Genomic DNA, 13241 nt, shown 5'->3' on the forward strand with positions numbered 1-13241 from the left:
GCAGGCATTTGTCTATAGCGGTTTTCGTTATCAGATAATCGATGTCAAAAAAATGCCACTCGGCAGCGTCACCAAGATCTGCTTCTGTGGCGATCACGACGATCTTACACGCTTGCAGATCCAGCTATACGAAGCATTAGGCGAGCGTGCACATTTGTGTTTTTCCGCCACGGATTGCCTCGAAGTGCTGCCGGTGGGCTGCAATAAAGGCGCTGCATTGACGGTGCTGACCCAACATTTAGGTTTATCGTTGCGCGATTGCATGGCCTTTGGTGATGCGATGAACGATCGCGAAATGTTAGGCAGCGTCGGTAGCGGATTTATTATGGGCAATGCGATGCCGCAACTGCGCGCGGAGCTCCCGCATTTACCGGTGATTGGACATTGCCGAAATCAGGCTGTCTCTCACTATTTGACGCACTGGCTGGACTATCCACATCTACCTTATTCCCCCGAATAACGAGATCCCTTCCAGCACCGGGCAATTGCCCGGTTTTTTTTGCGTTGAGTTTGTCATTTTGTGCCATGGTGTTTAAACCGCACAGAATAAATTGTCGCGATTTCACCTTTAAAATAGAATTAAAAGAGAAAAAAATTCTCTGTGGAAGGGCTATGTTAGATAAAATTGACCGTAAGCTGCTGGCCTTACTACAGCAGGATTGCACCCTCTCTTTGCAGGCACTGGCTGAAGCCGTTAATCTGACAACCACCCCCTGCTGGAAGCGCCTGAAACGGCTGGAGGACGACGGTATCCTTATCGGCAAAGTCGCCCTGCTGGATCCGGAAAAAATAGGCCTCGGCCTGACCGCCTTTGTGCTGATAAAAACGCAACATCACAGCAGCGAATGGTATTGCCGCTTTGTCACGGTGGTTACCGAAATGCCAGAAGTGCTGGGGTTCTGGCGCATGGCTGGTGAATACGATTATCTGATGCGCGTCCAGGTTGCCGACATGAAACGCTACGACGAGTTTTATAAGCGTCTGGTAAACAGCGTGCCGGGGCTGTCGGACGTCACTTCCAGCTTCGCGATGGAACAGATTAAATACACCACTTCTTTACCCATCGAATAAATATCCAGAATCAGGTCAGGACACAACGCGTGCGATTATTTGCTCAATTAAGCTGGTATTTCCGTCGGGAATGGCGTCGCTATCTCGGGGCTGTCGCCTTGCTTGTCATTATCGCGATGCTGCAACTGGTTCCGCCAAAAGTGGTTGGTATTGTTGTCGATGGCGTGACAGAACAACACTTTACTACCGGGCAGATCCTGATGTGGATCGCCACCATGGTGCTGATTGCCGTTGTGGTTTATCTCCTGCGTTACGTCTGGCGCGTATTGCTGTTTGGTGCGTCTTATCAACTGGCTGTTGAACTGCGTGAAGATTATTACCGTCAGCTAAGCCGGCAGCATCCTGAGTTTTACCTGCGTCATCGCACGGGTGACCTCATGGCTCGTGCGACTAATGACGTCGATCGCGTCGTGTTTGCCGCCGGAGAAGGGGTGCTGACGCTGGTGGATTCACTGGTAATGGGCTGCGCTGTGTTGATTATGATGTCTACGCAAATTAGCTGGCAGTTGACCTTATTTGCCCTGTTACCGATGCCAGTGATGGCGATCATGATTAAGCGCAACGGCGATGCCTTGCATGAACGCTTTAAGCTGGCACAGGCGGCGTTTTCTAGTCTTAATGACCGCACCCAGGAAAGCCTCACCAGTATTCGCATGATCAAAGCCTTTGGTCTGGAAGATCGCCAGTCGGCGTTATTTGCCGCGGATGCCGAAGATACCGGCAAAAAAAACATGCGGGTGGCGCGTATTGATGCTCGTTTCGACCCGACCATCTATATCGCGATTGGTATGGCGAACTTGCTGGCGATTGGCGGCGGTAGTTGGATGGTGGTGCAGGGCAGTTTAACGCTGGGCCAGCTCACCAGTTTTATGATGTATTTAGGTCTGATGATTTGGCCAATGCTGGCGCTGGCATGGATGTTTAACATTGTGGAACGTGGTAGTGCTGCGTACAGCCGTATTCGCGCGATGCTGGCGGAAGCGCCGGTGGTGAACGATGGTAGCGAACCCGTGCCGGAAGGGCGTGGCGAACTGGATGTAAATATTCACCAGTTCACGTATCCGCAGACTGACCATCCTGCGCTGGAAAACGTCAATTTCGCCCTGAAACCCGGTCAGATGCTGGGTATTTGCGGGCCGACTGGTTCCGGCAAAAGTACCCTGTTGTCGCTCATTCAGCGTCATTTCGACGTCAGCGAGGGGGATATTCGCTTTCATGATATTCCTCTGACGAAGTTACAACTCGATAGCTGGCGTAGCCGCCTGGCGGTAGTTAGCCAGACACCGTTCCTTTTTTCCGACACCGTAGCGAACAACATCGCGTTGGGTTGCCCGAATGCCACCCAGCAAGAGATTGAGCATGTCGCGCGGTTAGCCAGCGTACATGACGATATTTTGCGTTTACCGCAAGGTTACGATACAGAGGTGGGCGAGCGCGGCGTGATGCTTTCCGGCGGGCAAAAACAGCGTATCTCTATTGCTCGTGCGTTATTAGTCAACGCGGAAATCCTCATCCTTGATGATGCGCTTTCGGCGGTGGACGGACGCACAGAGCACCAGATCCTGCATAACCTGCGTCAGTGGGGACAGGGTAGAACGGTAATCATCAGTGCCCATCGCCTTTCGGCACTGACGGAAGCCAGTGAAATTATTGTGATGCAGCACGGACATATCGCCCAGCGTGGCAATCATGATGAGCTGGCGCAACAAAGCGGCTGGTATCGCGATATGTATCGCTATCAACAACTGGAGGCGGCGCTCGACGACGCTCCGGAAATTCGCGAGGAGGCCGTCGATGCGTAGTTTTAGCCAACTGTGGCCGACTCTCAAGCGTCTGTTAGCGTACGGTTCGCCGTGGCGTAAACCGCTGGGGATTGCGGTCCTGATGATGTGGGTTGCGGCAGCGGCAGAAGTCAGTGGGCCGCTGCTTATCAGCTATTTTATCGACAATATGGTAGCGAAAAATAACCTGCCGTTGAAAATGGTTGCAGGGCTGGCTGCGGCGTATGTTGGGCTACAACTGTTTGCCGCCGGGCTACATTACGCGCAGTCGCTGCTGTTTAATCGGGCGGCAGTAGGCGTAGTGCAACAGTTGCGTACCGACGTGATGGATGCCGCGTTACGCCAGCCATTAAGCGAGTTTGATACCCAACCCGTCGGGCAGGTGATTTCCCGCGTCACTAATGACACTGAAGTGATCCGCGATCTCTACGTTACCGTAGTGGCAACTGTCCTGCGTAGCGCCGCACTGGTGGGCGCGATGCTGGTGGCGATGTTCAGCCTCGACTGGCGAATGGCGCTGGTGGCGATAATGATTTTCCCGGTGGTGCTGGTGGTAATGGTGATATACCAGCGTTACAGCACGCCGATTGTCCGTCGTGTGCGCGCCTATCTAGCGGATATCAACGACGGCTTTAACGAAATCATCAATGGCATGAGCGTTATCCAGCAGTTCCGTCAGCAGGCGCGATTTGGCGAACGTATGGGGGAGGCCAGTCGTTCACACTATATGGCCAGGATGCAAACCCTGCGCCTCGACGGTTTTCTGCTGCGTCCGCTGCTGAGTCTGTTTTCATCGCTCATTCTTTGTGGCTTGTTGATGCTGTTTGGCTTCTCCGCTAGCGGCACCATTGAAGTGGGCGTGCTGTATGCGTTTATCAGCTATCTTGGGCGACTTAACGAACCATTAATCGAACTGACCACGCAACAGGCGATGCTGCAACAGGCTGTTGTTGCTGGTGAGCGCGTGTTTGAACTGATGGACGGACCGCGCCAGCAATATGGCAATGATGAGCGCCCGTTACAGAGTGGCACCATCGAAGTCGATAACGTGTCATTTGCTTATCGCGATGACAATCTGGTGCTAAAGAACATTAATCTCTCTGTGCCTTCGCGTAACTTTGTGGCACTGGTCGGGCATACCGGCAGTGGCAAAAGCACCCTCGCCAGTTTATTGATGGGCTATTACCCGCTAACGGAAGGTGAGATTCGCCTTGATGGTCGTCCATTAAGTTCGCTAAGTCACAGCGCGCTGCGCCAGGGCGTGGCAATGGTGCAGCAAGATCCGGTGGTGCTGGCGGATACCTTCCTCGCCAACGTGACGCTGGGGCGTGATATCTCCGAAGAACGCGTCTGGCAGGCGCTGGAAACCGTGCAACTGGCGGAGCTGGCGCGCAGCATGAGTGATGGTATTTATACGCCGCTGGGCGAGCAGGGGAATAATCTCTCAGTTGGGCAAAAGCAACTGCTGGCACTGGCACGCGTGTTGGTGGAGACGCCGCAAATCCTGATCCTTGATGAGGCAACCGCCAGCATTGACTCCGGTACTGAACAGGCGATTCAACATGCTCTGGCGGCTGTGCGTGAACATACCACGCTGGTGGTGATTGCTCACCGCTTATCGACCATTGTTGATGCCGACACCATTCTGGTGCTTCATCGTGGGCAAGCCGTGGAGCAGGGCACTCACCAGCAACTGTTGGCGGCCCAGGGACGCTACTGGCAGATGTATCAACTGCAACTTGCGGGCGAAGAGCTGGCAGCCAGCGTGCGTGAAGAAGAATCATTGAGCGCCTGAATAGCGCAATATTTCATCGTTGGTGCAAAAATGTAACGCACTGTGCACTGTCATAGTGCGTTTTCATTTTCAATCTTCTTAACTTCCTGCTCTCTTTCTCGTTTTTCATTTCTGGCACACCGCTTGCAATACCTTCTTCGTGTAGCAGAACCATTACCGAATTCTGACCGGAGGGGATCTATGAAGCTGGTGACCGTGATAATCAAACCATTCAAGCTGGAAGACGTTCGTGAAGCGTTATCTTCCATTGGTATTCAGGGCCTGACCGTCACCGAAGTGAAAGGTTTCGGGCGTCAGAAAGGGCATGCCGAGCTGTACCGGGGGGCGGAATACAGCGTCAACTTCCTGCCAAAAGTAAAAATTGATGTGGCAATTGCTGATGACCAACTCGATGAAGTGATCGATATCGTCAGTAAGGCGGCTTACACCGGAAAAATTGGCGACGGCAAAATCTTCGTCGCTGAATTGCAACGCGTCATTCGTATTCGTACCGGCGAAGCCGACGAAGCGGCGCTGTAATCTCTGGCACACAGCAACAGGAACGAAAAATGAAGATAGCGACGATAAAAACTGGGCTTGCTTCACTGGCGATGCTGCCGGGACTGGTAATGGCTGCACCTGCGGTGGCCGATAAAGCCGACAATGCGTTTATGATGATTTGTACTGCTCTGGTGTTGTTTATGACTATTCCGGGGATTGCCCTGTTTTACGGTGGGTTGATTCGCGGCAAAAACGTTCTGTCGATGCTGACGCAGGTGACGGTGACATTCGCACTGGTCTGTATTCTCTGGGTGGTTTACGGTTACTCGCTGGCGTTTGGTGAGGGCAACAACTTCTTCGGCAACATTAACTGGCTGATGCTGAAAAACATCGAACTGACGGCGGTGATGGGCAGCATTTATCAGTATATCCACGTAGCGTTTCAGGGATCGTTTGCCTGCATTACCGTAGGCTTGATAGTTGGGGCGCTGGCGGAACGAATCCGCTTCTCAGCTGTGTTGATTTTCGTGGTGGTATGGCTGACGCTCTCTTACATTCCAATTGCGCATATGGTCTGGGGCGGTGGTTTGCTGGCTTCTCACGGTGCGCTGGATTTCGCGGGTGGCACGGTGGTGCACATTAACGCCGCAATCGCCGGTCTGGTGGGCGCGTATCTGATAGGAAAACGCGTGGGCTTCGGTAAAGAGGCGTTTAAACCACACAACCTGCCGATGGTCTTCACCGGGACTATATCGGTTGGTTTGGCTTTAACGCCGGGTCAGCGGGCACGGCGAATGAAATCGCGGCACTGGCATTTGTGAATACTGTGGTCGCAACGGCGGCGGCAATTCTTGGCTGGATCTTCGGTGAATGGGCGCTGCGTGGTAAGCCTTCTCTGCTGGGAGCGTGTTCTGGCGCGATTGCCGGTCTGGTCGGCGTGACGCCAGCGTGTGGCTACATTGGGGTTGGCGGCGCGTTGATTATCGGCGTGGTAGCTGGTCTGGCGGGCTTGTGGGGCGTTACTATGCTCAAACGCTTGCTGCGGGTGGATGCTCCCTGCGATGTCTTCGGTGTGCACGGCGTTTGTGGCATTGTCGGCTGTATCATGACTGGGATTTTTGCCGCCAGTTCGCTGGGTGGCGTGGGCTTCGCTGAAGGTGTGACGATGGGCCATCAGTTGCTGGTACAGCTGGAAAGCATCGCCATTACGATCGTCTGGTCCGGTGTGGTGGCATTTATTGGCTACAAACTGGCGGATCTGACGGTTGGTCTGCGTGTACCGGAAGAGCAGGAGCGAGAAGGGCTGGATGTCAACAGTCACGGCGAGAATGCCTATAACGCGTAACAAGCACTGCAAAAAATAGCCGGACGGTTTTACCTCCGGCTATTTTTTTAATTGTGATTACGCATCACCCCTTCCTGAACGGTCGAGGCAACCAGCACGCCGTCCTGGGTATAAAACTCACCGCGCACAAAGCCGCGTGCGCTGGACGCCGAGGTGCTCTCCACGCTATACAGCAGCCATTCATTCAAATTAAACGGGCGATGGAACCACATGGAATGGTCAATGGTGGCAATCTGAATCCCCGGTTCGAGAAAACCGATGCCGTGCGGCTGTAGAGCTACCGGCAGGAAGTTAAGATCAGAAGCGTAACCGAGCAGATACTGATGAACGCGCAGGTCATCCGGCACGCTACCATTTGCGCGGATCCACACCTGACGATGTGGTTCTGCGACGTGACCTTTCAGTGGGTTATGAAACTCCACCGGACGGACTTCCAGCGGACGATCGCAGATGAATTTATCTTTAAGCACTGGCGGCAGCAGGTGCGCCAGCGATTGGGCGATTTGCGTTTCCGAAGGCAGGCCATCAGGCGCTGGCGCGGACGGCATTGTTTTTTGATGTTCGAAACCCGCTTCTGGTGCCTGGAAAGAGGCCGTCATATAAAAAATCGGTTTGCCGTTTTGAATAGCAGCAACCCGGCGGGCGCTGAAGCTGTTACCGTCACGCAGCGTTTCGACATCATAAATAATCGGCTTCTTACTATCGCCAGGGCGAAGAAAGTAGCTGTGAAACGAATGTACCAGCCGCTCTTCAGGGACGGTCTCTTTTGCAGCATACAAGGCCTGACCCACGACCTGGCCGCCAAACACCTGGCGTAAACCTAAATCTTCACTCTGGCCGCGAAAGAGTCCTTCCTCAATTTTTTCCAGATTTAACAATGTCAGTAAATTTTTTAGCGCCTGACTCATATAACTCTCCAGTAACAAAGCTGCCGCAGCAAGCCAAAGTGAGTTGAGTATAACGCAAATTTGCTACTGGTCCGATGGGTGCAATGGTCTGAATTACGGGCTAATTACAGGCAGAAATGCGTGATGTGTGCCACACTTGTTGACGTTACTATTTTGTTAACCACTCTTCCGGCGAGGAAAGTTAGCCCGCTGGTGCATTGATAATAAGGAGAAATGAATGAAACTCGTGCACATGGCCAGTGGTTTAGCGGTTGCGATTGCGTTGGCGGCTTGCGCAGATAAAAGCGCGGATATTCAGACGCCAGCCCCGGCTGCAAATACGTCTATTTCAGCAACACAACAACCTGCTATCCAGCAACCGAATGTCTCCGGTACCGTCTGGATCCGGCAGAAAGTCGCACTGCCGCCTGATGCTGTGCTGACCGTGACACTTTCTGACGCGTCGTTAGCCGATGCACCGTCAAAAGTGCTGGCGCAGAAAGCGGTGCGTACTGAAGGTAAACAGTCACCATTCAGCTTTGTTCTGCCATTTAACCCGGCAGATGTTCAGCCGAACGCGCGTATTCTGTTGAGTGCGGCGATTACCGTGAATGACAAACTGGTATTTATTACCGATACCGTTCAGCCGGTGATCAACAAGGGCGGAACTAAAGCCGACCTGACATTGGTGCCGGTGCAGCAAACCGCCGTGCCGGTTCAGGCCAGCGGTGGTGCAACGACTACCGTACCTTCGACTTCACCAACTCAGGTGAATCCGTCTTCGGCAGTTCCAGCTCCTACGCAATATTAAGCGACGTTAACCCTCTCCGCCCGGAGAGGGTTAGTAGTTCCAGCGATAACGCTGCAAGTCGATTTGCCCGCTTCCCGATACCATCACACCTTCTGCCAGTAATGCCTGTCGCTGACGCTGTAAATCCGGTCCGGTTAGCGAAATTGTGCCGTGGCGATTAACCACCCGGTGCCAGGGTAAGGTGCTGCCTTCAGGGAGACGCTTTAACACACCGCCCACCTGGCGCGCGGCGCGGGGCGATCCCGCCAGTTTCGCCACATCACCGTAAGTGGTGACATAGCCTTCGGGAATAGCGGCGACGATTTGCCAGACGCGTTGGGGAAATGAATCTTCTTTTTCCATCTTTTCTTCCTGAGGTAATTTTTCAGCATAATCTGGAAAAACGCCCGAGTGAAGTCGCATTGCGCAAGAAACCAGCATCTGGCACGCGATGGGTTGCAATTAGCCGGGGCAGCAGTGATAATGCGCCTGCGCGTTGGTTCTCAACGCTCTCAATGGGGGCTCTGTTGGTTCTCCCGCAACGCTACTCTGTTTACCAGGTCAGGTCCGGAAGGAAGCAGCCAAGGCAGATGACGCGTGTGCCGGGATGTAGCTGGCAGGGCCCCCACCCATTTCTGCCTCCCACCGTTTCGTCAAAAAACCCCAACATGGCTAAACTTTAACCACAACTGACGTCGCAAGAATTGTCTGGCTGCGCAGTACGCTTCGGAGGTATGTCTGATGAAGTATGTTGATGGTTTTGTGGTTGCCGTTCCTGCCGATAAAAAGGATGCCTATCGGGAAATGGCCGCTAAGGCTGCGCCATTGTTTAAAGAGTTTGGCGCGCTTCGTATTGTCGAATGCTGGGCCAGCGATGTACCGGATGGCAAAGTGACCGATTTTCGTATGGCGGTGAAAGCGGAAGAGAATGAAGAGGTTGTCTTTAGCTGGATTGAATACCCTTCAAAAGAGGTCCGCGACGCTGCTACTCAAAAGATGATGTCGGACCCACGGATGAAAGAGTTCGGCGAGTCCATGCCGTTTGACGGCAAGCGAATGATCTATGGCGGATTCGAGTCAATCATCGACGAATAGGTAGCGTGACGGGCTGTGCGGCGTGCCGTCAGCCCAAAAATTCACAAATGTTGCTCGGCCCAGCGTAAGAAATCTTCTTTCGGTAATGCCTTGCTGTAGAGCCAGCCCTGACCGTAGTGCACGCCATGCTGGCGTAGCCACTCTTCTTGTTTACTGGTTTCGATTCCCTCCGCTACCATTTTCAGTTTCAGTGTTTTTGCCATTTCGATGATATGCGGCGTGACATTTTTATATTCCAGCGCATCAACGAAAGATTTATCGATCTTCAGAATGTCGACATCCAGATCCTGTAAATAACTTAAACTTGAATATCCCGTACCAAAATCATCAAGATAAATTTCATGGCCCGCCTCCCGGTAGCGAGAAATTATCGGGGCGCTGGTTTTCGGATCGGCAAACTCGCGTTCAGTGAGTTCAAGCGCGATCTGTCTGGGATTAACCTGATAGTGATTGATCATTTCACGCAGCAATTGCGGGATTTTTTCCGAGGTGAGCACGGTGGATTCAAGATTGATCGAAATATGCTGCTGTGGATGCTGACGCAGCCAGTCGCCCATATCTTCAAAGACGCTTCTTATAATCAGTAGCGTCAATGGCTCAGAAAGGCCCGTTTGCTGTGCCAGCGGAATAAAACTATCTGGTGACAACCAACTACCGTCTGTCTGCGGCCAGCGCGCCAGTGCCTCAGCACCGACAATTTTGCCATTGGCTAAGGAGACAATCGGCTGATAGTGCACGCAAATATCACGATTTTCGATAGCATCCTGCAGCCGATGATGCGGTGACTGGATACGGCGCAAAATACGCAGCACAAACATCGCTGCCAGCAGGCCAATCACCAACCCGAGCGGTAACCAAATAAAGACTTGCCGATGCCAGCCTTTCTGCAACATTTTCGTTGAAGCCCAGGTGATGATCGAAATATTCATCTCCGGGAAGGGCAGGATATCGTAAATGATTCCATTATTTTCGATATGCTCACCGGGTGTTTTTTGTAGCCTGGTAATAATTCCCTGAGCAATTTCATCGCTGCTGGTTATGACAACGTTATGGGCATTGCCAATAATGGCGGCATCAATTTGCCATGAGCTATAGGGAATGACATCAATAAAGGAAGCGGGGTCGATCATGACGACATAATGTGCCGTTCCCATGGCGACCATGTAACGGATAATGCCTAAATCGTTATGCGATGTTAACCAGACACGATAACCATCTTTCGAAATTTTACCTGGCTCGGGGAAGGTATCGGGCGGACTTTCATGCTCCAGAGACGAACACTGGGGAACGTTGTTATCGATATAAACCACTTCCTGAATATAGCGATAACTGTAAGATACCCGACGCATTTCCATGAGATGGGCTTCGCTACAGGCAGCGCCTTGCCATCTTTCCAGCTCTTGCAGCGCATCTTTCCCTTGTGTCGCCACCTTATTGGCCCGAATAGCGACGCGGGAGGAATAGGTATCCAGCTCTTCAATAAACGATGTTTCTACCTGCTGATGGGCCAGCCAGATGCTTAAGCCGACAGGCAGCAATACTGAAAGAATCAGTACTCCCGAAATAAGGCCGACCAGATGTCGTGTTCTCACCAGCATATCCTTATTAACACAGTGTAGGGAAAGTATATCTGATTGTGGAAAAAGGCTGGCAGGAGATAAGGAGGTAGAGCTGGTATTTCATGAAGTGATGGGTGGAAACGATCATTGTCATTTGACCAGGCGCAGAGCTTTACGCCTGGTATGTAACCCTAACTTAAGATGTTGATTCGGCGCGAGCGAGGGTAAAAATATCGTAAAAAGACAGTTCACCTTTACGGACGATCATTTTTTGCAGTTGTTCCTTATGAACATCCGCGACACGCGGAGAGTTCAAGATGGCTTCAACCAGCGCGGCAGGTACAAAGCGCGTGTTGTACCATTCGCCGTTATAGCAAACGCGGAAATCCAGCACGTCGATATCTTCATAGCGGTAGCGTGGGTAGACATCGAAAAAGAAGAAACCATTAAGCAGGATAAATAATACAACCAGTAGCCAGACAGAGCCTGACAGCGTTTCGGACTGCAACATCACCGCCAGGGTGGCAAAAAAAGCAACGTACATACCGATAAACAGCCCCGGATGTTTACGGATAAAACTGATACTAAAGCGGGGTTTGTTGTCGCGTTTTTCGCGGGTATTCAGAGACTCAATCGTTTCGGTCAGCAGGCGTTGTATTTCGGTCATCGTTTGCCTTCGTGGTATCTGCAACTTTCCAGGGAACACCCTATTTTAACGTGGGAATAGTAGAGGGGAAGTAACAGATTTACCACAATTTTGCATAACAGTTGCGAAAAACCGATTACAATTTTTTAATTATTCTGGCTGGATTACCGCCCACGACAACGTTGTCCGGGACATCTTTTGTGACAACTGCACCTGAGGCTACCACGACGTTATCACCAATGGTCACACCAGGGTTAATGACCGCGCGTCCGCCAATCCAGACGTTATTACCGATGGTGACGGGTTTCCCCAGTTCAGCACCGCTATTACGTGCTACAGGGTCGATGGGATGTGTTGCCGTGTAGATATGAACGCCTGGTGCCAACATACAGTTATCACCGATGCGAATAGGGCAGACATCAAGCATCACGCAATCGAAGTTGGCGAAAAAATTATTACCGAGAAAAATGTTATAGCCATAGTCACAGCGAAACGTTGGCTCAATATAAGCCTCTGTCACCTGACCGAATAGATCAGCGAGAATTTGCTGGCGTAATGTGTGCTCTTCCGCCAGGGAATGATTGTATCGGTGAATAAGCTGACGAGCGCGCAGGCGATCGCGAGATAACGTCTCATCTGCCGAGCGATACAACTCACCAGCAATCATCTTTTCTTTTTCTGTGCTCATTACTGACCTCCGGTTGCTGAAAATGCGGCAACACAGTAAGACGAAAAGTCAGTGAAGAGAACGTTCCCATTACATCTGTGTGATAAAGATCACATAGGGTATGTCTTCATGGCGAAAAAGTATAAAATTCTTAATAAACAGCCGGTTATAGCTCCGAAAGCGAATTATTTATTAGCGAATAAATTTCCATACTGAGGAAGGGATCTTGTCGTACAGTTTATTCATGGTCAATTCGGCGAGGCGGTGATCTGCGGCTGAGTAAAATACCGCCAGTTCATTATCTGATAATTCGTATTTATTTTTCTCGATAACACGCTCCAGCGTGTCAATTGTCTGGCAACGACGTAAACGCATTAAATAATCGGTTTTCGTTAAAGGTTTTTCGGACATACTTCTACCCATGGTTGTAATAATTCTAACAAGATAAACTCGCAGGATTCTCTTTCGTCGCATTGACAAAACAACGGAATAGTCGATTACCTGACTTCCGCCATTTCTGAAGATCCTGCATATTAATACCATAACTACTGAACAACATAAAGGTGTCATCCAGATATTCGTCGATCTGCTCAATGAGCTTATTGTCTTCATTATACTTAATTTTGTAATTAAGTGCGAAGGTCGCAATATGCTCAATCAGTTCATTCAACTGGAGGTTGATCGCCGAGGTTGGGTCGTTAACCCAGCCATGATTGCTTTCTTCAAGGTTTGCAAGGCAGTCATGATACAGGGTTTCACAGAGAAACTTAAGCTGTGCGATATCATGTCTTTTGGGTGAGTATTCATCCATAACGCGTCCCCTTCTTAGCGGTTGAACTAACGGACACCTTTCGGGATGGAAAAAACTTACTGACCTGGACTTGCCCTCTCGTTTGTTAGCTTAACTATAAGCCACTCTTTGCAGGTTTTCATCGCATTATTACGAAAAATTACAATTAGGAAGGAATCGGGACAGGACTCACTTTTTCATACTAGCACTAACCCGCAGCAGGTAAAAGCAGTCTGCTCGAACTGTTCATAACATTTCAGGATTATCGCCAGATGAAATTGGTGACACTAATACCAGGATTGCTCTGAATATGACGTAATAACCGAGGAATGAAT

At 51.0% G+C, this 13241-nt stretch carries 14 protein-coding genes, 1 other RNA gene and 1 pseudogene; 9 read left to right on the plus strand and 7 right to left on the minus strand.

Features of this window, described 5'->3' with window-relative positions; genetic code table 11:
* The 6 genes and pseudogenes from QZF50_RS08750 to amtB all read left to right on the plus strand — a co-directional run.
* A partial coding sequence (locus QZF50_RS08750; RefSeq protein WP_290388856.1) for an HAD-IIB family hydrolase occupies positions 1-460 on the plus strand: 460 nt, incomplete at its 5' end.
* Positions 461-612: 152 nt separating this feature from the next.
* Positions 613-1071, plus strand: coding sequence for a DNA-binding transcriptional regulator DecR (decR, locus tag QZF50_RS08755; RefSeq protein ID WP_000884589.1), 459 nt, complete (start codon positions 613-615; stop codon positions 1069-1071).
* Positions 1072-1100: 29 nt separating this feature from the next.
* Positions 1101-2873, plus strand: a complete 1773-nt coding sequence (locus QZF50_RS08760; RefSeq protein WP_001235608.1) for a SmdA family multidrug ABC transporter permease/ATP-binding protein — start codon at positions 1101-1103, stop codon at positions 2871-2873.
* Positions 2866-4647 carry a SmdB family multidrug efflux ABC transporter permease/ATP-binding protein gene (locus QZF50_RS08765; RefSeq protein WP_001256180.1) on the plus strand — a complete coding sequence of 594 codons (1782 nt, stop codon included), beginning with the start codon at positions 2866-2868 and terminating at the stop codon, positions 4645-4647. Before QZF50_RS08760 ends, QZF50_RS08765 begins: the two co-directional genes overlap by 8 nt.
* A gap of 180 nt (positions 4648-4827) precedes the next feature.
* Positions 4828-5166, plus strand: coding sequence for a P-II family nitrogen regulator (gene glnK, locus QZF50_RS08770; protein WP_000780338.1), 339 nt, complete (start codon positions 4828-4830; stop codon positions 5164-5166).
* Positions 5167-5195: 29 nt separating this feature from the next.
* Positions 5196-6472: pseudogene (gene amtB, locus QZF50_RS08775) on the plus strand (ammonium transporter AmtB).
* 47 nt (positions 6473-6519) lie between these two features.
* On the opposite strand, the gene tesB reads toward amtB, so the two are convergent.
* A complete protein-coding gene (gene tesB / locus QZF50_RS08780) occupies positions 6520-7380 on the minus strand; it encodes an acyl-CoA thioesterase II (RefSeq protein ID WP_000075876.1) in 861 nt (286 codons plus the stop codon).
* Positions 7381-7597: 217 nt separating this feature from the next.
* On the opposite strand from tesB, the gene QZF50_RS08785 reads away from it, so the two are divergent.
* A complete protein-coding gene (locus QZF50_RS08785; protein ID WP_000779826.1) occupies positions 7598-8170 on the plus strand; it encodes a YbaY family lipoprotein in 573 nt (190 codons plus the stop codon).
* A gap of 30 nt (positions 8171-8200) precedes the next feature.
* On the opposite strand, the gene QZF50_RS08790 is transcribed toward QZF50_RS08785, so the two are convergent.
* On the minus strand, positions 8201-8512 hold the full coding sequence (locus QZF50_RS08790; protein ID WP_000409911.1) for an MGMT family protein: 312 nt from the start codon (positions 8510-8512) through the stop codon (positions 8201-8203).
* 162 nt (positions 8513-8674) lie between these two features.
* Between QZF50_RS08790 and ffs the strand changes: the two genes are divergently transcribed.
* Positions 8675-8771: signal recognition particle sRNA small type (gene ffs / locus QZF50_RS08795), an RNA gene on the plus strand.
* Between the two features lie 119 nt (positions 8772-8890).
* Positions 8891-9244 (plus strand): DUF1428 family protein, encoded by a 354-nt coding sequence (locus QZF50_RS08800; RefSeq protein WP_000878141.1) that lies wholly within the window; start codon positions 8891-8893, stop codon positions 9242-9244.
* Positions 9245-9285: 41 nt separating this feature from the next.
* On the opposite strand, the gene pdeB is transcribed toward QZF50_RS08800, so the two are convergent.
* The 5 genes from pdeB to tomB form a co-directional block, all read right to left on the minus strand.
* Positions 9286-10836 (minus strand): cyclic-guanylate-specific phosphodiesterase PdeB, encoded by a 1551-nt coding sequence (pdeB, locus tag QZF50_RS08805; RefSeq protein WP_001299455.1) that lies wholly within the window; start codon positions 10834-10836, stop codon positions 9286-9288.
* A 163-nt stretch (positions 10837-10999) separates the two neighbouring features.
* Positions 11000-11470 (minus strand): YlaC family protein, encoded by a 471-nt coding sequence (locus QZF50_RS08810; protein ID WP_000136192.1) that lies wholly within the window; start codon positions 11468-11470, stop codon positions 11000-11002.
* Positions 11471-11585: 115 nt separating this feature from the next.
* Positions 11586-12137 (minus strand): maltose O-acetyltransferase, encoded by a 552-nt coding sequence (gene maa / locus QZF50_RS08815; RefSeq protein ID WP_000102564.1) that lies wholly within the window; start codon positions 12135-12137, stop codon positions 11586-11588.
* A gap of 171 nt (positions 12138-12308) precedes the next feature.
* Positions 12309-12527, minus strand: a complete 219-nt coding sequence (locus tag QZF50_RS08820) for an HHA domain-containing protein (protein WP_001291435.1) — start codon at positions 12525-12527, stop codon at positions 12309-12311.
* A gap of 25 nt (positions 12528-12552) precedes the next feature.
* Positions 12553-12927: an Hha toxicity modulator TomB gene (gene tomB, locus QZF50_RS08825; RefSeq protein WP_000344800.1), complete on the minus strand. Its 375-nt coding sequence runs from the start codon at positions 12925-12927 to the stop codon at positions 12553-12555.
* Positions 12928-13241: the final 314 nt, after the last annotated feature.

Origin of the sequence: uncultured Escherichia sp. (assembly GCF_948475835.1) — a bacterium.
In the GTDB taxonomy this organism is placed as follows: Bacteria; Pseudomonadota; Gammaproteobacteria; order Enterobacterales; family Enterobacteriaceae; genus ECMA0423.

Bases quoted from the DNA above. Each gene is read 5' to 3' on its own strand.
- tomB (WP_000344800.1), bottom strand. From the start codon at position 12,927: ATGGATGAATACTCACCCAAAAGACATGATATCGCACAGCTTAAGTTT.
- QZF50_RS08765 (WP_001256180.1), top strand. From the start codon at position 2,866: ATGCGTAGTTTTAGCCAACTGTGGCCGACTCTCAAGCGTCTGTTAGCG.
- QZF50_RS08800 (WP_000878141.1), top strand. From the start codon at position 8,891: ATGAAGTATGTTGATGGTTTTGTGGTTGCCGTTCCTGCCGATAAAAAG.
- glnK (WP_000780338.1), top strand. From the start codon at position 4,828: ATGAAGCTGGTGACCGTGATAATCAAACCATTCAAGCTGGAAGACGTT.
- tesB (WP_000075876.1), bottom strand. From the start codon at position 7,380: ATGAGTCAGGCGCTAAAAAATTTACTGACATTGTTAAATCTGGAAAAA.
- QZF50_RS08820 (WP_001291435.1), bottom strand. From the start codon at position 12,527: ATGTCCGAAAAACCTTTAACGAAAACCGATTATTTAATGCGTTTACGT.
- maa (WP_000102564.1), bottom strand. From the start codon at position 12,137: ATGAGCACAGAAAAAGAAAAGATGATTGCTGGTGAGTTGTATCGCTCG.
- QZF50_RS08785 (WP_000779826.1), top strand. From the start codon at position 7,598: ATGAAACTCGTGCACATGGCCAGTGGTTTAGCGGTTGCGATTGCGTTG.
- decR (WP_000884589.1), top strand. From the start codon at position 613: ATGTTAGATAAAATTGACCGTAAGCTGCTGGCCTTACTACAGCAGGAT.
- QZF50_RS08790 (WP_000409911.1), bottom strand. From the start codon at position 8,512: ATGGAAAAAGAAGATTCATTTCCCCAACGCGTCTGGCAAATCGTCGCC.
- QZF50_RS08810 (WP_000136192.1), bottom strand. From the start codon at position 11,470: ATGACCGAAATACAACGCCTGCTGACCGAAACGATTGAGTCTCTGAAT.